Source organism: Nocardioides oceani (genome assembly GCF_030412965.1).
GTDB lineage: Bacteria > Actinomycetota > Actinomycetes > Propionibacteriales > Nocardioidaceae > Nocardioides > Nocardioides oceani.
Window position 1 is genome coordinate 214,702 of the sequence record NZ_JAUHJQ010000003.1, and the last position, 20,470, is coordinate 235,171.

The following is a 20,470-nucleotide window of genomic DNA, read 5'->3' on the forward strand; positions in this document are numbered from 1 at the left end:
ATGACGAGACTCGAACTCGCGACATCGACGTCGGGTGCAGTGTCGCGCTGGTGGGCGCGGCCCCATCGGCGGCGCGTGGAGGACTGGAGCGGATGACGAGACTCGAACTCGCGACATCGACGTCGGGTGCAGTGTCGCGCTGGTGGGCGCGGCCCCATCGGCGGCGCGTGGAGGACTGGAGCGGATGACGAGACTCGAACTCGCGACATCGACCTTGGGAAGGTCGCGCTCTACCAACTGAGCTACATCCGCATGCCGGGGGACCCGACGGCGTGGAGTCTAGGGGATCACTCCCCGCCGGGTGACACGACCCGGCCGAACGTCGGGAAACGCGGCTCGACGGTGTCGCCCGAGGAGCGACCGGTGAGGCGGCGCTGGATCCACGGGGCGAGGTAGCCGCGGCTCCAGGCGGCGTCCGCACGCAGCTTCTCGCGGCGGGTCAGCACCGGCAGGTCGGGCAGAGGGAGGGGCTCGAGGTCGTGCTCCACGCCGAGCGCGTCGAGCACCATCATCGCGGTCACCTGGTGGCCGGCGGGGCCGAGGTGCATCCGGTCGACGTCCCACAGGCGCGGGTCGCTGGCGGTGACGTCGTACGGCAGCCGCTGCGCGACGCGCCAGGAGTCGGCGATGGTGGCGCCGTGGCGGTCCGCGATCGAGCGGACGTGCTCGTTGTACAGCGCGAAGCGCCCGCGGATCGGTGCATAGATCCCGCCGCTGCCGGGGTCGAAGGCGGTGAACAGCACGATCCGGGCGCCGGAGGCGGCGAGCCGGCCGACGGCCTCGTCGTACTGCTCGGCGAGCGCGTCCAGGTCGACCTTGGGGCGGACGATGTCGTTCGCGCCGGCGTAGACGGTGACCAGGTCCGGCTCGAGGGCGAGCGCGGGCTCGACCTGCTCGCGCAGGATGCCGGCGAGCTTGCGGCCGCGGATCGCCAGGTTGGCGTACCCGAAGTCGGGCTCGCGGGCGGCGAGCGCCTCCGCGACGCGGTCGGCCCAGCCGCGCAGGCCGTTGGGGCGGGTCGGGTCGGGGTCGCCGACCCCTTCGGTGAAGGAGTCGCCGATCGCGACGTACCGGTGGAAGCCCATGGGGTCATTCTCCGCCAGAGGTCGTCCGAGGAGCGGGCGGGTGCGGTCGGCGGCCGGTAGGTTGGCGCCGTGCTGCTCTCTGACCGCGACATCCTCGCGGAGCTCGACGCCGGCCGGGTCGCGCTCGACCCGTGGGACCCCGAGATGCTCCAGCCGTCGTCGGTCGACGTGCGGCTGGACCGGTTCTTCCGGGTCTTCGAGAACCACCGCTACCCCCACATCGACCCCGCGGCGGACCAGTCGGACCTGACCCGGATGGTCGAGCCGGACGGCGACGAGCCGTTCATCCTGCACCCGGGGGAGTTCGTGCTCGGCTCGACGTACGAGGTGGTCACGCTGCCCGCCGACATCGCGGCGCGGGTCGAGGGCAAGTCCAGCCTGGGCCGGCTCGGCCTGCTCACCCACGCGACCGCCGGCTTCGTCGACCCCGGCTTCTCCGGCCACGTGACGCTGGAGCTGGCGAACGTGGCGACGCTGCCGATCAAGCTCTACCCCGGCATGAAGATCGGGCAGTTCTGCTTCTTCCGGCTGACCTCGCCCTCGGAGCACCCCTACGGCTCGGAGAAGTACGGCTCGCGCTACCAGGGCCAGCGCGGGCCTACGCCCTCGCGCTCGTTCCAGTCCTTCCATCGCACGCCGATCTGAGGTCACCGCGGGCGTCCCCGTGTAAGGTCAGCCTAAGTAAGGTCACCCTCACGATCGGAACCGCGATGACCGCGCTCAGCTCGCCCGCCCTCCCGATGCTGCTGGAGGAGGTCGAGGTCGCCTCGGTCCGGCGTCTCTCGCCGAGCTTCGTCCGCGTCGAGCTCGGGTCGCCCGCGCTCGCGGAGTTCGGCGTCGACCAGCCGCTCTTCGACCAGCGGATCAAGCTGATCTTCCCGCCGGCGGGCGGCGCGCTGGAGTCCTTCGAGGGAGCCGACGAGGGCTGGATGCAGGCGTGGTACGCCCGTCCGGCCGAGGAGCGCGGCCACATGCGCACCTACACGGTCCGCGAGGTGCGCGGCGAGGGCCCCGACACCCGGATCGTGGTCGACATGGTGCTGCACGAGGCCGACGGGCACGCCGGTCCCGGCTCGTCCTGGGCCGCGTCGGCGGCCGTCGGCGACCGGATCGCGCTGATGTGCCCGCGGCGGGGGATGCCCTTCGGCGGGATCGAGTTCGTCCCCGGCTCCGCGAGCCGGGTCGTGATCGTCGGCGACGAGACCGCCGTCCCGGCCGCCTGCGCGACGCTCGCGCTGCTGCCGAACGACGCCCGCGGCGCGGCCTTCCTCGAGGTGCCGCTCTCCGCCGACGTGCAGACCGTCCAGCACCCCGAGGGCGTCACGGTCACCTGGCTGCCGCGCGACGGAGCCGACCTCGGCTCGCTGCTGGGGCCGGCGGTGCTCGAGCACCTCGGCGCTCCGGTCACGGTCGAGGAGGTGGCCGACGACGAGGTCGACCCCGACCTGTGGGAGACCCCGATGTACTCCTCCTCCGGCGAGATCGAGGCCCCGCTGGAGGCGACCACCGACGGCGTCTACGCCTGGATCGCCGGGGAGTCCAAGGTGGTCACCACCCTGCGCCGCGCCCTGGTCAACGAGCTCGGGATGGACCGCCGGCAGGTCTCGTTCATGGGCTACTGGCGCCGCGGCGTCGCCATGAAGTCCTGATCACCGGTGACGTCCTGACCGCGGAGGTCGTGGTCAGCCGTCGAGGCGGTCGGCGAAGCGCCGCAGCCCCCGGGCGACCTGGTGCCGGCGCGAGGACCGGACCTTCGGCGTGGAGGCGCGCGCGACGCGCTCGGTGATCTGGTGGTGCGCCTCACGCTCGATGAGGGCGTGCTGCTCGTTCATGGCTGCTCCTGGGGTCGGGTGGCCCCCACCGGGGCGGCGGGGCCGGTGGACGTGGTGGTCAGGCGGGCGTGAGGACGACGTCCCCGCTGACGGTGCGCGCGCGCAGCTCGACGTGGTCCTGGCCGTCGGCGGGCGCGCCGGTGCTGGGCAGCCCGGAGCGGATCGAGCCCGTGACCGTCGAGATGTCGGTCCACACCGGCGTACCGCTGCGGACGCCGACCCGGACGTCACCGGACGCGGCCTTGGCGGTGACGCGGCCGCGCAGCGCGGCACCGATCCGCAGGTCGCCGCTACCGGTGGCCAGGGACACGTCGGTGCGGGCCTCGGTGACGTCGAGGTCGCCGGACCCGGTCTTGACCGCGACCGGGCCGTCGTTGCTGCCGACCGAGACGGTGCCGGAACCGGTCGAGACGGCGACGGCCGAGGCGGCGTGCCCGAGGCGTACGTCGCCGGACCCGCTCTTGACGCGCAACTCGCCGCCCGCCTCCTCGATGTCGACGCGCCCCGAGCCCGTCTCGACGGTGGCCGGTCCGCCCAGCTCCTCGACGCGTACGTCGCCGGAGCCGGTGCGCAACTGGCAGCGACCGACCCGGCCGGCGAGGACGACGTCCGCGCTGCCCGTCCGGGTCACCACCCGGCTGCCGTGCGGGACCTCGACCTCCACGACGAGCGTCCGGTCGCCGGAGAGGAACCCGGTCCGCCGGCGGGGGCCGACCACCGACACCCGCTCGTCCCCGAGCTCGAGGGCGACGTCGTGGGCGTCGTGGCCGGTGACCCGGACGGCGCTGCGGTCGGTGTCGGTCGCGGTGACGTGCACGCGGCCCTCGCCGACCTCGACGTACAGGTCGACGGGGCCGGGGGCCGGGTGGTCGTGCTCGATGGCGGTGCGCTCGCTCACGGGAGCCTCCTGAGGGTGTGGCCGACCACGGCGCCGGCCGGGGGCCGGCCCCGGAGGGGGTGGGGTGGGATCGGGGAGAGGACGGGTGGGACGGGGGCTGGTGCGGGCTAGAGCCAGCCGTTCATCCGGCGGTTGCCGCGGCGGCCGAGCGGGTCGCCGCCGCCGAGGAACGGGATGCTGGAGAGGTCGATGTCGACGCTGATCGAGCCCTCGCGGGTCGCGCCGCGGACGACGCCGACCAGCCAGGTGTTGAGGGACTGGCCCGACCTCGCCGCGAGCTCCTCGGCGCGTGCCTTGACCGACTCGGGGAGGCGGAGGGTGATCCGGGCGACCGAGTCGTCCTCCGGCTCGGCCTCGGCGCCGGGCCCTGCCGGGGGAGCCGGGGGTGCCGGCGGCGCCAGCGGCGTCGGAGGGGTGGGCGGCGTGGGGGCCGCGTCGACGACGAAGTCGAGGTCGCGGCCGTTGAGGCGGACGTCGACGCCGCCGGCGGGCATCTCGGCGGTGATCTCGGCCGCCGCCTGGGAGACGGCCTCCATCAGGGCCAGCCGCGCGGCCGGGTCGAGGGCGAACGCCAGTCGCTCCGCGGCCTGGCGCGCCTCGGGGCCGGCTGCCTCGGCGGCCGCGAGCAGGTCCCGGCGCAGCGAGTCGACGTACGGCGTGATGTCCATGCGCACCACAGTGACACCACGGTGACGTCACGTCAAGAGGTGTTGGCGTCACGCCGGCAGCAGTTTGCCGTCGCGGACTTCCGGGCATCGGCCCAGACGGCTCCGCCCCCGCTCCACGGAAGCGGCGCCGCACCCCGCACCGCCGTCACGAAAGGCCGTCCATGGCCACTTGGGCACCGACCGTCCTCGCGAGCGACACCCTGATCGACGCGCGAGCCGTCGACTACCTGATCGTCGCCCTCTACTTCGCCGTCGTGCTCGGCATCGGCGTCATGGCGCGCAGACAGGTCTCCGACTCCGTCGACTTCTTCCTGTCCGGGCGCTCGCTGCCCGCCTGGGTCACCGGCCTGGCCTTCATCGCGGCCAACCTCGGCGCGGTCGAGATCATGGGCATGTCGGCCTCCGGTGCGGAGTTCGGCCTGCCGACCGTGCACTACTTCTGGGTCGGCGCGATCCCGGCGATGCTGTTCCTCGGCGTCGTGATGATGCCGTTCTACTACGGCTCCAAGGTCCGGTCGGTGCCGGAGTTCATGTACCGCCGGTTCGGCACCGGCGCGCACCTGGTCAACTCGATCTCGTTCGCGGTCGCCCAGCTGCTCATCGCGGGCATCAACCTCTACCTGCTCGGCACGATCATCCAGGCGCTCCTGGGCTGGCCGCTGCTCGTGGCGCTGCTCGTCGCCGCGGTCGTCGTGCTCTCCTACATCACCCTCGGCGGCCTGAGTGCCGCGATCTACAACGAGGTGCTGCAGTTCTTCGTCATCGTCGCCGCGCTCCTCCCGCTCACGCTGATCGGCCTCGACCGGGTCGGCGGCTGGGGCGGCCTGCAGGACAAGATCACCGACGCCGCGGCGGACAACCCCGAGACCGCGACCGCGGCCCAGCAGCTCAACTCCTGGCCGGGCAACGCGCTGTCGGGCTTCGACTCCGACCTGCTCTCGGTCGTCGGCATCGTCTTCGGCCTCGGCTTCGTGCTCTCCTTCGGCTACTGGACGACGAACTTCGTCGAGGTCCAGCGCGCGATGGCGACCGACTCGATCTCCTCGGCGCGCAAGACGCCGATCATCGGCGCCTTCCCGAAGATGTTCGTCCCCTTCATCACCATCCTGCCCGGCATGATCGCGGCGGTCCTCGTCTCCGAGATCGCGCAGACCAAGGCCGGCGAGGAGGTGGCCGGTGGTGCGGGCGGCACGGTCACCTACAACGACTCGCTGCTCTACCTGATGCGCGACCTGCTGCCCAACGGTCTCCTCGGCGTCGCGATCGCGGGCCTGCTCGCGGCGTTCATGGCCGGCATGGCCGCGAACATCTCGGCGTTCAACACCGTCTTCAGCTACGACCTGTGGCAGCGGTACGCCGTCAAGGACCGCGACGACGACTACTACCTCAAGATCGGCCGGCTCGCGACGGTCGGCGCGACCGTGATCGCGGTCGGCACCGCGTACCTCGCCACCAACTTCTCGAACATCATGGACTACCTCCAGACGCTGTTCGGGTTCTTCAACGCCCCGCTGTTCGCGACGTTCATCCTCGGCATGTTCTGGAAGCGGATGACCGCCACGGCGGGCTGGGTCGGCCTGGTGTCGGGCACCCTGTCGGCGGTCGCGGTGGCGTTCCTGAGCAAGGACGCCTTCGGGTCGCTCAGCCTCGGGGTGATCCCGGTCGGCGGCCAGGGAGCGGCGTTCCTCGCGGCCGGTGCGGCGTTCGTCGTCGACATCGTGCTGAGCGTGGTCGTCTCGCTGGTGACCAAGCCCAAGCCGGTCGAGGAGCTGCGCGGCCTGGTGTACTCCGAGACCCCACGCGAGGACCTGGTGGACGCCGACGAGGCGTCGTACCCCTGGTACCGCCGTACCCTCCCGCTGGCCGGCGTCGCGCTCGCGATGGTCGTCGTCCTCAACGTCCTGTTCTGACCGGCTCCAAGGAGTTCTCGTGCCTTCTGCAACCGTCCCCGACGCCCCCCGGCGCCGGCACCGCGCCGGCGCCCTCGACATCCGCAACATCATCGGCGGCCTGCTCGCGGTCTACGGCGTGATCCTCACGCTCGTGGGCCTCTTCGGCGACGCCGAGACCGAGAAGACCGGCGGCACGAACGCCAACCTGTGGTCGGGCCTGGTGATGCTGGTGGTCGGCCTGGCGTTCATCGCCTGGGCCGCGGCCCGGCCGACCTACGTGCCCGATGGCGGCGCCGAGGAGTCCGCGCCGACCGAGTGAGGGCACGGGCCCGGTCGCTCAGTGCTCCTGCTGGGTGATGTCGAGCCCGCGCGGCGCGGTGGACCACACGACGACGGCGACCGCGAGCATCACCGCGCCACCGACCAGGCAGGTCTCCACGAGCGCGTCGGTGAAGGCGGCCGCCGCGCGCTCGGCGAGCGCGGGGGCACCGAGCGTGCCGGCGACGTCGACGGCGGCGCCGAGGGAGTCCTCGGCCGTCCGTGCGGCTCCGGCCGGCAGGCCGTCGGCCACGAGGGTCCCGACCGCCAGCCGGTCGCGGTAGACCACCGACGCCACGCTGCCGAGGACCGCGACGCCGAGCACGCTGCCGAGGTCGTACGCCGTCTCCTCGATCGCCGCCGCGCTGCCCGCCCGGTCCGCGGGCGTGCCGGCCATGATCATCGCCGACCCGATCGCCAGCGACCCGGCGCCGGCGCCCACCAGGGTCATCGCCGCCGCGACGGTGCCGTACGTGAGGCCGCCCGGCACGAGCGGGACCAGCAGCGCGCCGAGCCCCGCGGCCGCCAGGCCTCCCGCCAGGACGGCGCGGGCGCCCACCAGGCGGGCGAGCGGTGAGGCCAGCAGGGACGCGACGAGGCCCCCGCCGGCGAGCGGGAGCAGGCGCACGCCCGCCTGGAGCGGGGAGTGCCCCTCGACCAGCTGCAGCCACTGGGCCAGCAGCAGGAGGATCGCCGCCATCGCGAACATCGCGCTGAGGGCGGCGACCACGCCCGCGGTGAACGGGCGCCGGCGGAAGAGCCGGACGTCGAGCAGCGGCTCGGGGCGGTGCAGGCAGCGGCGCACGAGGACCGCCAGGGCGGCGAGCGCCGCGACCAGCACGGCCAGACCGAGGGGGTCGGTGAGCGACTCCTCCTCGGCGACGTGCTTGACCGACCACACCAGCCCGACCATCCCGGCGACGGACAGCGCGACCGACGGGAGGTCCCACGGCGACGCGCTGGCCGCCCGCGCCTCCGGGAGGATCGTCACGCCGGCCACCAGGGCCGCGAGCATGAGCGGCACGTTGACGAGGAACGCCGCGTGCCAGCCGAAGTGCTCGAGCAGCGCGCCGCCGGCGATCGGGCCGACCGCGGCGCCCAGTGCCGAGACGCCGGCCCAGACGCCGAGGGCGGTCGCCCGCTCCGCGGGGTCGGTGAAGACCGAGCGCAGCAGCGAGAGGGTCGTCGGCATGATCATCGCGCCGCCGATGCCGAGCAGCGACCGCGCGGCCACGACCTCCCACGGCGAGTCGGTCAGCACGACCAGTGCCGAGGCGGCGCCGAAGACCGCGAAGCCGAGCAGCAGCAGACGCTTGCGCCCCCAACGGTCGGCCAGCGCGCTCATCGGGATCAGCAGTCCGGCCAGGACGAGGGAGTAGCTGTCGACGATCCACAGCTGCTCGGTCGCCGACGGGCGCACGTCGGCGGCCAGCTCCGGCAGGGCGACGTTGAGGATGGTCAGGTCCATCGTCACCACGAGCAGGCTCGCGGAGAGGACGGCCAGCGAGGCCCAGCGGCGGGCGGGCGGGACCTCGACGGTGGTCCCGGCGGAGCCGGTGGCCGAGGGGGAGCCGGACGGGGCGCTCATGCCTCGCCCCCCTCGACGGTGCTGAGAACGGCGATGGCGGCGGCCAGCGACGCGAGGTCGAGCGGCTCGTCGTGGAACGACGCGTGCATGGCCGCCCCGTCGAGGTAGACCGCGAGCGCGACGGCGGCCCGGGGTGAGACGTGGTCGCGCAGGACGGCGGTGAACCCGTCGTACCAGTGCCGCACGAGGCGGTGGAGCTCGGCGTCCCGCAGTGCCGCGGCCCACAGGGCGTTGTCGGCGCGGATGCGCTCCTCGTCGGCGATGTAGTCGTGGAGCAGCGCGGCCAACGTGCCCGGACCGCTGCCGGGGGCGGCGAGGGCCTCCCGGATCTCGACCAGCCCGGCCTCGTTGGCCGCGGCGATCTCCTCGAGCGCTGCCGTGCGCAGGTCGGCCAGGGTGGCGAAGTACTGCGTCGTCGAGCCCAGCGGCACCTCGGCGCGCGCCGCGACCCGGCGATGGGTCAGGTCGGCACCGTCGCCCTCGAGGAGCAGCTCGACGGCCGCCTGCACGATGGTGCGGCGGCGCCCCTCCGGGTCGCGCTTGCGGGCGGGGGCGGTCATGGGTCCTCCCGTCCTGTACGGATGTACATGTACGAGCGTACAGGTCGTCGTGGCTCCCTCGGGAACGCCGACGGGGTCGTGTGCCCCTCACCGCGCCGGAACGCGTCCTGGAGCACACGACCCCGTCGGTCGTGCGGTGCCGCCTCGCTCAGAGGTCGAAGAGCGACCCGCCCTCGGAGATCTCCACGTCGGTACGCGGCTGGTTGGCCGCGCCGCTCGAGGTCGGCTTCGGCTTCTCCTCCTCGGCCGGCTGCTCGGCCGGCTGCTCGGCCGGCTGCTCAGCGGGCTCCTCAGCGGGCTCCTCGTCGGCCTCCTCGTCGGCCTCCTCGTCGGCCTCCTCGTCGGCAGCGTCCGCCTCGGCGTCCGCCTGCTCGGCCGCCGGCTCCTCGGACTCGGCGCGGGCCTCGTCCTGCGCCTCCGCCTCGACCTCCGCCTCGGCGGTGGGCTCCCCGGCCGGCTCCGGCGTCGGGTCGTCGCTGGCGGCGGCCGTCGCGGCCGCGGTCAGCTCCTCCCCGCTGGGGGCGTCGGCCGGCGCGGCCGGCTCGGCGGCCGGCTCGGCGGGCGTCTCGGTCGGTGCCTCCGAGGCCGCAGCGGCAGGCTGCTCGGCCGGGACGGCGCGCTCCGGCTTCTTCTCCGGCTGGGCGACGGCCGCCGGGGCGGCGATGTCGAAGAGCGAGCCACCCTCCGGGATCGACGCCGACGGCGCGGCAGCCGGCTTCGGGGACTCCGCCGCCGGGGCGGCGGTCTCGGTCTCGACGACCTCCTCGGCGGAGGTCTCCTCCGACTCGGGGCTGTGCGAGGACTCGACGACCTCGTCCTCGGTGGCCGCCGGGGCGTCCACCTCGGGGTCCGAGGCCGCGGGCTGCTCGGCCTCCGGCGCGGGCGCCGCCGGTGCCTCGATGTCGAAGAGCGATCCGCCCGAGGACAGGTCGGTCTCGTTCATCTCCGGCGCCGGAGCCGCCTTCGGCTGCTCGGCCTTCGGCTCGGCCGGCTTCGACGCGGCCGGCTCGGACCCGGCCTTCGGGGCAGCCGGGGCCGGCTCGTCGGCGGAGATGTCGAACAGCGAGCCACCGGAGCCGAGGTCGGTCTCGTTCTTCTCGGGCGCCGGCTCGGCCGCAGCCTCGGCCTCCGGCTCGGCCTCGGGCTCGGCCTCGGCCTCGGTCTCGGCCTTCGCCTCGGCCGGCTCGTCGCCGCCGATGTCGAAGAGCGACCCGCCGGACGCCGGCTCGGCCTTCGCCGCGGTCGTGGTCGTGGTCTCCGGCGCAGCCTCGGTCTTCGCCTCGGTCCTCGCGGGCTCGGCCGGCTCGTCGGCCGTGTCGTCGCCGCCGAGGTCGAACAGCGACGAGCCACCGCCCTGGCCGCCCTGGCCGGCGGAGGACGCGGCCTCCGCCTCCTGCGCGGGGGAGGACTCGGTCGAGGCGGACTCGGCCTGGTCGCCGGAGGCGGCGTCCTCGGCGGGGGTGTCGAACAGCGAGGAGCCGCCCGAGGCCTTCGCCAGCGGGCCGGCGTCGGCCGTCTCGGTCACGACGTCGTCGGAGGCCTGGGTGTCGTCGCCGGCCTCGGGCTCGGCCTTGACGTCCTCGGACGGGGCCGCCTTGGCCGACGGCGTGCCGCCGCCCGGCTTGATCTTCGTCGCGACCTCGCCCTTGACCGAGGCGAGCAGCATCTGCGCGACGTCGAGGACCTCGACCTCCTCGCGGGCCTCGCCCTTGGACTGCTGGGCGGTGAGGCCGTCGGAGAGCATCACGCGGCAGAACGGGCAGCCGACGGCGATCTGGTCCGCGCCGGTGCCGACGGCCTCCTTGGTGCGGTTGAGGTTGATCCGCTCGCCGGTGTTCTCCTCCATCCACATGCGCGCGCCGCCGGCGCCGCAGCAGAAGGACCGCTCGGAGTTGCGCTCCATCTCGACGTACTCCGCTCCCGGGAGGACCTGGAGCAGCTCGCGCGGCGGCGAGTAGACGCCGTTGTGGCGACCGATGTAGCAGGGGTCGTGGTAGGTGATGGAGCGCTTGTGCGCGCCCTCGCCGGTGTCGACCGGGGTCAGCTTGCCCTCGCGGACCAGGCGGTTCAGCAGCTGGGTGTGGTGGACCACCTCCAGCTCGATGCCGAACTCCTTGTACTCGTTCTTGAGCGTGTTGAAGCAGTGGGCACAGGTCGTGACGGCCTTCTTGACCTTGTACTCCTGGAAGGTCTCCACGTTCTGCTGGGCGAGGCCCTGGAAGACGAACTCGTTGCCCGCGCGGCGGGCCGGGTCGCCGGAGCAGGTCTCGCCGTTGCCGAGCACGCCGAAGGAGACGCCGGCCATGTCGAGCAGCTCGGCGACGGCGCGGGTGGTCTTCTTCTGGCGGTCCTCGTAGGCGCCGGCGCAGCCGACCCAGAACAGCCAGTCGACCTCCTCGAGGGACTCGATGTCCTCGCCGACGACCTTGACGTCGAAGTCCAGGCCCTTGGCCCAGTCCATCCGCGCGCTCGGCGACATGTTCCAGGGGTTGCCCTTGTTCTCCAGGCCCTTGAACAGCCCGTTGAGCTCGGCGGGGAAGTTGGACTCGACGAGCACCTGGTAGCGGCGCATGTCGATGATGTGGTCGACGTGCTCGATGTCGACCGGGCACTGCTGGACGCAGGCGCCGCAGCTGGTGCAGTTCCACAGCACCTCGGAGTCGATGACGGCCGCGCCGCTGTCGGGCATGTAGAACCAGTCGTCGCCGGTGTCGCCGACCAGCGGCCGCTCCACCTCGCGGGCGATCTTCTCGTCCTTCTCCAGCAGGGCGGTGGCGGCCTCGCTGCCCTCGCCGCCGGCGTGGACGTACGGCGCCTTCTGGTAGGCGTGGTCGCGCAGCGCGGTGATCAGCAGCTTGGGCGACAGGGGCTTCTCGGTGTTCCACGCCGGGCACTGCGACTGGCAGCGGCCGCACTCGGTGCAGGTCGTGAAGTCGAGGATGTTCTTCCAGCTGAAGTCCTCGACGGTGCCGACGCCGAGCGAGGCGTCCTCGTCGAGGTCGTCGATGTCGTCGAGGCTGACCCGCTCGCCCTTGTTCGTGAGCGGCTTGACCGCGCCGAGCGCGGTGCGGCCGGAGGCCTCGCGCTTGAAGAAGATGTTGAAGAAGACCGTGAACCGGTGCCACGCGACGCCCATGTCGATGTTGAGCGAGATCGTGATCATCCAGGTGAAGGAGATGAGGATCTTCAGCATCGCGACGAGGTAGATCAGGTTCTCGATCGCGCCCAGCGAGAGGCCCGAGAAGGCGTGGCCGAGCCACGCGGTGAAGGGGAAGTGCAGCAGCGAGGCGTGCGAGGAGCCCTCGTGGTCGAGCAGGGCGTACTCCAGGCCGCGCAGCACCATGATGCAGAGGCCGACGCCGAGGATGACGCTCTCGACGAAGTAGCCCTGCCACATCGTGGAGCCCCAGAACCGGCCCTTGACGCCGCGGGTGCGCTCCTTGGGGCGGGTGGCGCGGTAGACGATGAAGCCGATGATCGCCACGAGCATCACGACCGTGAAGAGCTCGGAGATCCACTCGTAGAGGAAGAACTCACCGATGAGCGGCAGCGTGAAGTGGGCGTCGAAGAGCTGCCCGAACGCCGTCAGCAGGGTGAAGAACAGCAGGCCGAAGCCCACGAAGATGAACCAGTGGGCGATGCCCACCAGCTTCCACTGGAGCATCCGGGTGTGACCGAGCGTCTCCTTGACCAGGACCCAGGCCCGTCTGCCCGGCTGGTCCATGCGGTTCATCGCGGGCTGGCCGATGCGGATGACGCGGAGCATGTTCCTGATCGCTCTCGCGAACAGGGCGATGCCGACCGCCGCGATGGCGAGTGACACGACGATGGCGAAGATCTGCATGCTGCTCCTCGTAGTGGTGCCCGTCCGCTGAGCACGGACGCGTCCGCGAGCCTAGGTGTCACGCTCCGGCGCGTCATGGCCCGGTGGCGTGACAATCATCCTACGGACCAGTAACTTGCGGGCCCAGCGCGCGGTCGGACTCGCCGGCGCGCCCGCAGCGGGGGCCGCCGGCTCCGCCCCCGGCTCCGCCCTCAGCCCAGACGGCGCACGCCGGTGACGACGCCCTTGCGCGAGAAGTCGACCCGCACCATGACCTTCGGGTCGCCCGGCGCCTTGGCGCAGAAGCGGTACGTCGTGCCGAGCCGCTGGTAGGGCTGGCCGACCTTGCCCATCACCGAGCGGGTGGTCATGCCGGGCCGGACCAGCTGCCGCACGAGCGACCACTGCCGGCGCAGGCCCGGGTTGCGGCACGAGTCGGGCTGCACGCCGTACGCGCGCTCCCACGTCTGCAGGTAGGCCTCCGCGCCGCGGGCCATGTCGTCGACGATCGCCGCGCCGTCCTTGCCGGCGACCTTGCGCAGGTCCTCGACCCAGTCGGGGTAGAGGCCGTACTGCGCGACGCCGTCGACGTTGATGTCGTAGACGCGCTGGCCGGCGCGCTGCTTCTTGACCGTCACGCCGCCGAGGCCGCGGAAGGGGTAGGTCACCTTGTTGCGGACGTCGGCGCCGCGCGGGGCGCCCTGGGCGCCGAGGCCGTTGATGTCGGCGCCGAAGCCGAGGCCCCAGTAGAACCGCTCGTCGGCCCAGCCGACGTGGCGGCGCCACTTCTCGACGAAGCCGGTGGAGTCACCGGCGTACGGCGCGATGAAGCCGCCCGCCCGGTAGATGCGCGGGTAGGTGTCCGGGGTGGACCACGAGTGGCTCGAGAGCACGCCGGGGTAGCCCATCCGCTCGATCTGGTCCATCGCCTGGTCGCGGGCCTTGACGCTCATGTGGTCGGGGTCGAAGAGGATCTTGCGCTCGGCCAGCTCGCTGATCGTGTGCTCGCCGAGCGTGGTCAGGCCGCGGTTGTTGCAGTGGTCCGGCGGCGGGTAGAGCGGCAGCGGCACGGTCGGCAGGCCGAGCGAGGCGATCGCGCCGAACAGCGCGTCCTGGACGCCGGCGGTGATGTCGGGCACCGCGACCTGGTTGTTGTCGTGCGACTCGCCGTCGGCCGGCTCGCAGTGCCGCATGTCCCAGAACGTGCCGGTCTCCAGGAAGTTCGCCAGGTTGACGACCGGCCCGACCGCGCCGGCGTCGCCGGCGACCCCGGAGAGCGCGTTGTCGAACTTGTTGACCAGCTCCATCTGGCGCACGCCCATCCGGTGCACCTCGGCGATCTGCCGGTCGATCTCGGCGGCGTCGCAGGCGGGGACGCCGAGCTTGACCGTGCAGCCGAAGGGCACCGAGGTCTCGATGCCCATGACCACGGCCATCTTGCCGGCGTTGATGACCTCCCGGGCCTCCCACGGGGTCTTCACGATCCGGTAGAAGCCCTTGCCCGGCCCGCCGAACTGGGCGTCGATGTAGTCCTCGAAGGCGTGCATCTGGCGGGCCTGCAGCCGCACGGAGTCCATGTCGTCGCAGGAGTTGCGCTTGAAGGGGTAGAGCATGCACAGCTGGTTGTTCTCGACCAGGAGGTTGACGAACAGCCGCTGGCCGCCGCGCCAGGCGCGCTCCATCCACCGGTAGTAGGTGCCCTCGTGGGTCAGGGAGTTCGGCGCCGGCCAGTCCTTGAACGTCGGCCAGCCGACGGGGTCGTGGTTGGGCGTGCCGCTCAGGACGGACTCCAGCACGCCGCCGTACCCACCGGTGACGGTGTGGTCCTCGCAGTCGACGAGCGCGTACGGCGCGCCGTACTCGTGCCACGGGCGGCCGCAGTGCGCCTCGCCGCCGAGGAACTCGAAGGCCATGCCGTGCGTGTGCGCGTCGACGTACCCCCGCACCTCCTGGAACGGCGTGACGCCGGCGTGCGGGCCGCCCGCGACGTCGATCTGCGACTCGGGGTAGGCGGTGCAGCCGGTCGTGCGGGTGAGCGCGAAGGCCGACGTGGAGCCGATGCGCAGCGTGCCGGTGCCGTTGCGGAAGGTGAACCGCGCGCCCTTCTTCGTCACCGTCCAGACCGTCTCGGCCGAGGGGCGGGCGGCCCGCTCGCCGCCGGCGGCCACGAAGGTGCGGTCCTCGGCGTAGAGGAGGTACTTCCCGAGCGCGGTGGGCTTGAAGTAGAAGGGCTGCCCGGCCAGGGCGTAGCAGCCGTTGGCCATCGCGTAGCGGTCCTGCGGCCGCTGGCGGCGCGGCTGGACCGCGGGCACGGAGCGCAGCTGCGGGTCGGGGAGGGCCCGCTCGGAGGCGACGTACGCCGCCGCGGACCGCGCCTGCTCGGCGGTGGTCGGGTCGGTGGCGTCGGCGCCGGAGCCGACCGCGCGGGAGATCGCGTTCTTCGCCTCGTCCATGGCGACCTTGGTGGCGGTCGCGTCGGCGAACTGCTGCTCGAGGGAGCCGCCGCGCAGGCCTGCCGCGCCCGGGAGCACGAACGCCCCGGTGACCAGGGCGGCCGCGGTGAGGCCCGCGACCGCGAGCCGGCCGACGGTGCCCAGCCGCCGGCGTCCCGGGCGGCGTGGTGCGGTGCGGTCCGACGGCTTGCCGAGTGCGGGCATGCGTGCTCCCCAGTGGTTCGGCCCGGTCACGGGCGGTGCAGACCTGAGACCCTGTCAGGTTCTCGGGGTGGGGTCAACGGTCCGCCCACGTCCTGGCCACGGCGGCCCAGGCCGGCGACGGCGGCCAGGATCAGCAGGGTGCCGGCGATCCCGAGGGGGCCGACGCGCTCGCCGAGGAGGGCGGCGGCCACCAGGGCGGCGGTCACGGGCTCGAGCAGCGTCGCGACGACCGCGGAGCTGCCGTCGGCGGTGCGCAGCCCCGCGTAGAGCAGCCCGTAGGCCAGCGCCATCGTCAGCACGCCGAGGTAGAGCAGCACCGCGACCGGCACCGGCTCCGAGGTGGCGACGACCCCGCCGGTGGCCGCGTCCACGAGCAGCAGCGGCAGGAGCACCAGGGAGCCGACCGTGGTGGTCGCGATGGTGAGCGTCAGCGGTCCGGTCGACCGGGCGAGCGGCTCGCCCAGCGCGGTCGCCAGCGCGTACGCCGCGCCCGACGCGGCGGCGAGCGTCACGCCCAGGACCGGGTGCGGCCCCGTGGAGCCGCCGTGGCCGGCCCCGACGCTCACCAGGACCAGGCCGGTCAGGGCCGCGACGAGCACCAGCACCCGGTCCGCCCCCGGCCGGCGGCGGCTCCGGGCCGCCGCGGCCAGCGTCAGCAGCACCGGCGCCAGCCCCAGGCTCACGACCGTCGCCACGGTCACGCCGGCCGAGACGACCGCCCCGAAGTAGAGCGCCTGGTAGGCCGCCGTGCCGCAGCCGACGACCACGACCCGGCCCGGCCGCTCCCGCAGCAGCCGGCCGAGCGCCGGCCCGCCCCGGAGCGCCACCAGCGCCAGGAGCAGCACGACCGCGGCGATCGCCATCCGCCAGGCGCTGATCGTCAGCACCGACATCGGCACGTGCTCGCGCACCAGCTGCACGCCGAGGCCGCCGGTGCCCCACAGGACCCCGGCCATCGCGATCTGGGCCAGCCCGAGGCGCGGGTCCGGCCTCACTCGGCACCACCCAGGCGCCGGGTGAGGAGCCCGGCCGTGCGGCGTACCTCCTCGGCGATCGCGGCGGGCGAGGCGTCGGTGCTCTCGAACGTGACCGCCACCCCGGCCATCGGGTGGCCGTTGTGGTCGACCACCGCGGCCGCGACGCTGGCCAGCCCGGGGGTGACCTCGCCGTCCTCGGTGGCGAAGCCGCGCTGGCGGGTCTCGGCGAGCAGCACCCGCAGGGCGCTGAGGGTGCGCGGGCCGCGCCCGTGCCGGTCGACGAACGCGTCGGCGGAGGGGTGGAGGGCCCGCACCTGGGCGGCCGGCAGGCGGGCGAGCAGCGCGCGGCCGCTGGCCGTCAGGGAGGCGGGGAGGCGGACGCCGACGTCGGTGACGAGGGGCGGCCGGCCGGGTGCACGCTCCTCGAGGACGTAGAGGACGTCACGGCCGTGCAGGACGGCGAGGTGCGCGCTGTGCCCGACGCGGTCGACCAGCGCGGCCAGCGGCCGGCGGGCGATCCGCTGGAGCGGCTCCTGGCGGGAGTAGCCGCTGCCGACCTCGAAGGCGGCCACGCCCAGGCCGTAGCGGTGCTCCTCGGCGAGGTGGACGACGAAGCCCTCGGCGATCATCGCGTTGAGCAGGTGGTACGCCGTGCTGCGCGGCAGCTCGCAGGCGCGGACGATGCGGTCCAGCGGTGCGGGGTCGGGCTGGCTGGCGAGGAACCGGAGCACCCGCAGCGCGCGCGTCGCCGCCGGCACCTGACCCATGGCCGGAGCCTAGGGGCGGTGCCGGCGAGCGGCGCGCTGGTTTCCGCGGGTCAGACGTCGCGGCGGTGGGCGCCGGCCGAGGGGTCGGTGCCGGTGGTGCCTGTGTCGGTGATCCCCGGGGTGCCGGTCGTCCCCGGAGTGCCGGTCGTCCCCGGGGTGCCGGCGGCCGGGTCGTGCGTGGGGCCGGCGGCGGTCGGGGGCCGCGGGGTGTAGTCGGAGGAGCGGTGGTCGACGTCGGGGTCGAGCCGGTCGGCCTGGCGCAGCACGTCCTCCTGGCGGGCCTGCTCGTGCGCGAGACCGGTGTGCGCCTCCTGGGCGCGGAGCTGGGCGCGCTCGGCCTCCGCGCGGGCGAGCTCGGCGCGCGCCTCGGCCTCCCGTGCCTCGATCTCGGCCTGGGAGAGCCCGGTCGAGTGGGTGACGGCCTGCTGGCGCAGCTGCTGGGCCTCGAGGCGCTGGTGCGCCTCGCGCTGCTTCTTCTTCTTGCGCATCAGGGTCAGGAGCAGCGCCGCCAGCAGCAGCACCACGACCACGGCCACGATGATCCAGATCCACTTGTCGTCGTCCATGTCGGGGCCGGTACCCCCGTGTGTGGGCGATCACGCCGGCGGGTCGGTCAAGCCAGCTCGCGCTCCTCGGCGACCGGCACCAGCGGGGCGGCGAGGACCGGGAGGACCGCGGCGGCGGCGAACGCGGCGGCGTACCCCCACGTCGCGACGACCGCGCCGGCCAGCGGCGGGACGGCGGAGGCGGTGAGGTACTGCGCGGTGTTCTGCACGCCGAGGGCGCGGCCGCTCCAGGAGGGGCCGGACCGCTCGGCGACGGCGGTGAACGCCAGTCCGTTGTCCGCGACGGTGATGACGGTGGCGACCACGACCAGCGGTACGGCGACCGCGGCGTCGAGGCCCGCCGCGACGCCGAGCAGCCCCATGGAGGCGCCGGCGGCCACCGCGACCCAGCGCAGCGGGCGCATCCTGGCGCCGACGACGTCGGAGAGCCAGCCGGCCGCGATCCGCCCGAGGGCACCGGCGACCTGCGCGCCGGCGACGAGCGAGCCGGCGGCCGCGGCGGACCAGCCGCGCTCCTGGACGAGCCAGGCGAACGCGAAGGTCCACACCAGGAACTGGGGCACCACGAGGAGGACCGAGACGCCGTGGATGCGGGCGAGGTAGGAGTCGGCGAGGTAGGGGTTCGGCGACCGCTCGGTCCGCGGGTCGGGCCGCGGCGGGTCGACCACGACGGCGGCGACGACGAGCGCGGCCAGGGCGGCGGCGACGGTCGGCACCCACAGCGCCGCCGCGATGCCGTGCCGCTCGGCGACGACGGCGATCGAGACCGCCGCGATCCCGACGCCGGCCGGCTGGGCCATCTGGCGGATGCCCATCGCCAGCCCGCGGCGCTCGGGCGGGAACCAGCCCACCACGACGCGGCCGCTGGCCGAGCCGGTGCTCGCGGCGGCGGCGCCGGCCAGCAGCAGGGCGAGGGCGAGCAGCACGGTGCCGCCCGCGAAGGTCGCTGCGGCGCCGACCAGGGCGGTCGCGCCGAGACCGGTGAGGAGCACGAAGCGCTCGCCGCGGCGGTCGACGACCAAGCCCCAGAGCACGAGCGTGAGCATGACCCCGACGGTGGGCGCGGCCGCCACCACGCCGGCCTCGGGCAGCGACAACCCGGCCCGGTCGTGCAGCGCGGGGATGAGGAAGGCCGGCCCGTGGATCATCACCGCCGCGGCCCCCTGGGCCAGCGTGCTCGCCGCCAGCATCGTCCAGCGGCGCGCCGTGCCGATCGTCGTCCCGCCCGGTGCTGCCACGCGGGTCAGTCAACGCCCGGCCGATCGCCCGCGCCCGCCGGTCCCGGCATGCGGCCTGTGAGAAATCAGCCACCGCGACGACGACGGGGTCGTGTGCCTCGGGACGCGCGGTGACGCGTCCTCCGGCACACGACCCCGTCGTGTGGAGCGGTGGTGCTACTTCTTGACGCCCGAGGGCTTGATCTCCAGGCGCGCGTTGCCGAGGTTCACGGTGGCTCCGGTGCCGTCGAGCAGCGTCAGCCGGACGGCGGTCACCTTGATGCCGAGCCTGGTCTTCTCGACCACGTTCGCCTCGAGGCGGAGCAGGCCCGGGATCTCGAGGGCCTGGCCCGGCGGCGGGATCGCCTGGGACTCACCGTCGACGACGATCTCGCCGATGGTGGTGCCGTTGGCGTTGCGCTTGATCCGGCCGTCGCGGAACCGGGTCACGTTGGCGCGGGCCTTGATCGCGTTGATCTGGAGCGGGCCGAGCTTGATGCCGGCGATCGTGGACTCCTCGAAGCCCGTGGCGCGCTTGTTGTTCTGCTCGCCCATCTGGCGGTTGCGGACCGCGCCGACGACGATCTCACCGGCGAGGTCGACACCGGCGACCGACTTCTCCCGGACCTTGCCCGCGGTGCCCTGGCAGGGCATGTACGACAGCGGGTTGGGGCCGGAGCGGACGTTCTCGTCGAGCGCGTCGACCTGGGTGCCGTGGGCCTGGCCGCGGAACCGGCCGACCTTCACGCCGCGGTTGATCTTCGCCGCGGAGTGCGCGATCCGGATGACGGTGTCGCTCGGCTCCAGCACGACCTTGATCGCGTTGCCGGCGGCGTACGCGCCTTCCTTGTTGGCGTAGCCGTTCTGGTCGCCCAGGTAGATCGTGGCCAGGCCCGGGATGGCGATCGGGACGTTCGGCGTCGGGATCGGGAAGGTGTCCCCGCCGGCCCGGATGCCGCCGATCGAGGTCTCGACCTTCTTGTGGAAGCCGTCCTTGTCGTGCCAGACCGTCGCCTTGGAGCTGACGGCGGTGAGCGTGAGCTGACCGCCGAGCGTGACCTTGGCGACGTCGTGCTGGGAGACGACGCTGGTGCGGCCCTTCTTCTCGTTCGTGTACGTGTTGACCCGCGTGCGGATGCCGTCGACCTGGCCGAGGCCGGGCAGGGTCACGGCCGCGACGTCGTTGCGCCGGGCGAGGCCGGCCTTGTTGGTGCAGCCGATGGTCTGGTAGGCGGTGGTGCCGGACTGGACGGGGACCGAGCCACCCTGGACGCGCGTGCCGTAGCCGGTCGCCTTCATGGCGAACTCGGTCTTGACCTTCGTGGCCGCGGCGCGGTCGGCGACCAGGGCCTGGGTGGAGCCGGGGACGGTGAGGATCGCGGTGGCGACCGCGAGGGCGGTCGTCGCCCCGAGGGGGAGGAACCGACGCATATGAGTACTCCTGTGTTGTGTGCGACGCACCCCCCGGGCGCCGTACGTGTGCTGCTGGCCTGTGATCACTCCCCCGGGGCGGTGGTGCCGAAACCTGGGGGGAGGTCTTGTCGTCGCAGGTCGGCCCTGGGGGAGGGCACGACGGGTGGTGCAGGGGATTCACCTGCGCAACGACCCTTTGCCCGAGGAGT

Annotated in this window: 17 protein-coding genes and 1 tRNA gene; 4 read left to right on the forward strand and 14 right to left on the reverse strand. The window is 73.5% G+C overall.

The annotated features are described in order from the left end of the window. Window positions 1–176: 176 nt before the first annotated feature. Window positions 177–252 (reverse strand) — tRNA-Gly (locus QWY28_RS10585). 35 nt (window positions 253–287) lie between these two features. Beyond that, window positions 288–1,085, reverse strand: a complete 798-nt coding sequence (locus tag QWY28_RS10590; protein WP_300952502.1) for an SGNH/GDSL hydrolase family protein — start codon at window positions 1,083–1,085, stop codon at window positions 288–290. Window positions 1,086–1,154: 69 nt separating this feature from the next. On the opposite strand from QWY28_RS10590, the gene dcd reads away from it, so the two are divergent. Then, window positions 1,155–1,730: a dCTP deaminase gene (gene dcd / locus QWY28_RS10595; RefSeq protein ID WP_300952503.1), complete on the forward strand. Its 576-nt coding sequence runs from the start codon at window positions 1,155–1,157 to the stop codon at window positions 1,728–1,730. 65 nt (window positions 1,731–1,795) lie between these two features. Continuing rightward, the gene (locus QWY28_RS10600; protein WP_300952504.1) at window positions 1,796–2,734 is read left to right on the forward strand and encodes a siderophore-interacting protein; all 939 of its coding nucleotides are present in this window, start codon (window positions 1,796–1,798) and stop codon (window positions 2,732–2,734) included. A gap of 33 nt (window positions 2,735–2,767) precedes the next feature. Here the strand turns inward: QWY28_RS10600 and QWY28_RS10605 are convergent, their stop codons facing one another. From QWY28_RS10605 to QWY28_RS10615, 3 genes are all read right to left on the reverse strand, one after another. Next, a complete protein-coding gene (locus tag QWY28_RS10605; protein WP_300952505.1) occupies window positions 2,768–2,917 on the reverse strand; it encodes a hypothetical protein in 150 nt (49 codons plus the stop codon). 58 nt (window positions 2,918–2,975) lie between these two features. Continuing rightward, window positions 2,976–3,815, reverse strand: coding sequence for a DUF4097 family beta strand repeat-containing protein (locus tag QWY28_RS10610; protein ID WP_300952506.1), 840 nt, complete (start codon window positions 3,813–3,815; stop codon window positions 2,976–2,978). Window positions 3,816–3,922: 107 nt separating this feature from the next. Further along, entirely contained in the window at window positions 3,923–4,483 is a 561-nt protein-coding gene (locus tag QWY28_RS10615) for a toxin-antitoxin system HicB family antitoxin (RefSeq protein ID WP_300952507.1), read from the reverse strand. A 161-nt stretch (window positions 4,484–4,644) separates the two neighbouring features. Here QWY28_RS10615 and QWY28_RS10620 point away from each other — a divergent pair, with 161 nt between their 5' ends. Both QWY28_RS10620 and QWY28_RS10625 read left to right on the forward strand, forming a co-directional pair. Continuing rightward, window positions 4,645–6,393 carry a sodium:solute symporter family protein gene (locus QWY28_RS10620; RefSeq protein WP_300952508.1) on the forward strand — a complete coding sequence of 583 codons (1,749 nt, stop codon included), beginning with the start codon at window positions 4,645–4,647 and terminating at the stop codon, window positions 6,391–6,393. 19 nt (window positions 6,394–6,412) lie between these two features. After that, a complete protein-coding gene (locus QWY28_RS10625) occupies window positions 6,413–6,694 on the forward strand; it encodes a hypothetical protein (protein ID WP_300952509.1) in 282 nt (93 codons plus the stop codon). A gap of 18 nt (window positions 6,695–6,712) precedes the next feature. Here QWY28_RS10625 and QWY28_RS10630 read toward each other — a convergent pair whose 3' ends face one another. The 9 genes from QWY28_RS10630 to QWY28_RS10670 all read right to left on the reverse strand — a co-directional run bounded on the left by QWY28_RS10630 (window position 6,713) and on the right by QWY28_RS10670 (window position 20,279). Further along, window positions 6,713–8,281, reverse strand: a complete 1,569-nt coding sequence (locus tag QWY28_RS10630; protein ID WP_300952510.1) for an MFS transporter — start codon at window positions 8,279–8,281, stop codon at window positions 6,713–6,715. Beyond that, a complete protein-coding gene (locus tag QWY28_RS10635) occupies window positions 8,278–8,841 on the reverse strand; it encodes a TetR/AcrR family transcriptional regulator (protein ID WP_300952511.1) in 564 nt (187 codons plus the stop codon). The genes QWY28_RS10630 and QWY28_RS10635 overlap by 4 nt, the downstream gene beginning before the upstream one ends. A 148-nt stretch (window positions 8,842–8,989) precedes the next feature. Then, the gene (locus tag QWY28_RS10640; RefSeq protein WP_300952512.1) at window positions 8,990–12,685 is read right to left on the reverse strand and encodes a heterodisulfide reductase-related iron-sulfur binding cluster; all 3,696 of its coding nucleotides are present in this window, start codon (window positions 12,683–12,685) and stop codon (window positions 8,990–8,992) included. Window positions 12,686–12,876: 191 nt separating this feature from the next. Continuing rightward, window positions 12,877–15,321, reverse strand: a complete 2,445-nt coding sequence (locus QWY28_RS10645; RefSeq protein WP_300952513.1) for a hypothetical protein — start codon at window positions 15,319–15,321, stop codon at window positions 12,877–12,879. Window positions 15,322–15,347: 26 nt separating this feature from the next. Beyond that, entirely contained in the window at window positions 15,348–16,316 is a 969-nt protein-coding gene (locus QWY28_RS10650) for a DMT family transporter (RefSeq protein ID WP_300952514.1), read from the reverse strand. Then, window positions 16,313–17,065, reverse strand: a complete 753-nt coding sequence (locus tag QWY28_RS10655; RefSeq protein WP_300952515.1) for an IclR family transcriptional regulator — start codon at window positions 17,063–17,065, stop codon at window positions 16,313–16,315. The genes QWY28_RS10650 and QWY28_RS10655 overlap by 4 nt, the downstream gene beginning before the upstream one ends. 50 nt (window positions 17,066–17,115) lie before the next feature. Then, window positions 17,116–17,631 (reverse strand): hypothetical protein, encoded by a 516-nt coding sequence (locus QWY28_RS10660; RefSeq protein ID WP_300952516.1) that lies wholly within the window; start codon window positions 17,629–17,631, stop codon window positions 17,116–17,118. Between the two features lie 47 nt (window positions 17,632–17,678). Continuing rightward, complete coding sequence (locus QWY28_RS10665) at window positions 17,679–18,869, reverse strand: MFS transporter (RefSeq protein ID WP_300952517.1); 1,191 nt, start codon at window positions 18,867–18,869, stop codon at window positions 17,679–17,681. A 156-nt stretch (window positions 18,870–19,025) separates the two neighbouring features. Next, window positions 19,026–20,279: a choice-of-anchor P family protein gene (locus tag QWY28_RS10670; protein ID WP_300952518.1), complete on the reverse strand. Its 1,254-nt coding sequence runs from the start codon at window positions 20,277–20,279 to the stop codon at window positions 19,026–19,028. Window positions 20,280–20,470 lie beyond the last annotated feature (191 nt).

Bases quoted from the DNA above. Each gene is read 5' to 3' on its own strand.
- QWY28_RS10670 (WP_300952518.1), bottom strand. From the start codon at position 20,279: ATGCGTCGGTTCCTCCCCCTCGGGGCGACGACCGCCCTCGCGGTCGCC.
- QWY28_RS10640 (WP_300952512.1), bottom strand. From the start codon at position 12,685: ATGCAGATCTTCGCCATCGTCGTGTCACTCGCCATCGCGGCGGTCGGC.
- QWY28_RS10620 (WP_300952508.1), top strand. From the start codon at position 4,645: ATGGCCACTTGGGCACCGACCGTCCTCGCGAGCGACACCCTGATCGAC.
- QWY28_RS10645 (WP_300952513.1), bottom strand. From the start codon at position 15,321: ATGCCCGCACTCGGCAAGCCGTCGGACCGCACCGCACCACGCCGCCCG.
- QWY28_RS10600 (WP_300952504.1), top strand. From the start codon at position 1,796: ATGACCGCGCTCAGCTCGCCCGCCCTCCCGATGCTGCTGGAGGAGGTC.
- QWY28_RS10635 (WP_300952511.1), bottom strand. From the start codon at position 8,841: ATGACCGCCCCCGCCCGCAAGCGCGACCCGGAGGGGCGCCGCCGCACC.
- QWY28_RS10605 (WP_300952505.1), bottom strand. From the start codon at position 2,917: ATGAACGAGCAGCACGCCCTCATCGAGCGTGAGGCGCACCACCAGATC.
- QWY28_RS10590 (WP_300952502.1), bottom strand. From the start codon at position 1,085: ATGGGCTTCCACCGGTACGTCGCGATCGGCGACTCCTTCACCGAAGGG.
- QWY28_RS10630 (WP_300952510.1), bottom strand. From the start codon at position 8,281: ATGAGCGCCCCGTCCGGCTCCCCCTCGGCCACCGGCTCCGCCGGGACC.
- QWY28_RS10660 (WP_300952516.1), bottom strand. From the start codon at position 17,631: ATGGACGACGACAAGTGGATCTGGATCATCGTGGCCGTGGTCGTGGTG.
- QWY28_RS10615 (WP_300952507.1), bottom strand. From the start codon at position 4,483: ATGGACATCACGCCGTACGTCGACTCGCTGCGCCGGGACCTGCTCGCG.
- QWY28_RS10655 (WP_300952515.1), bottom strand. From the start codon at position 17,065: ATGGGTCAGGTGCCGGCGGCGACGCGCGCGCTGCGGGTGCTCCGGTTC.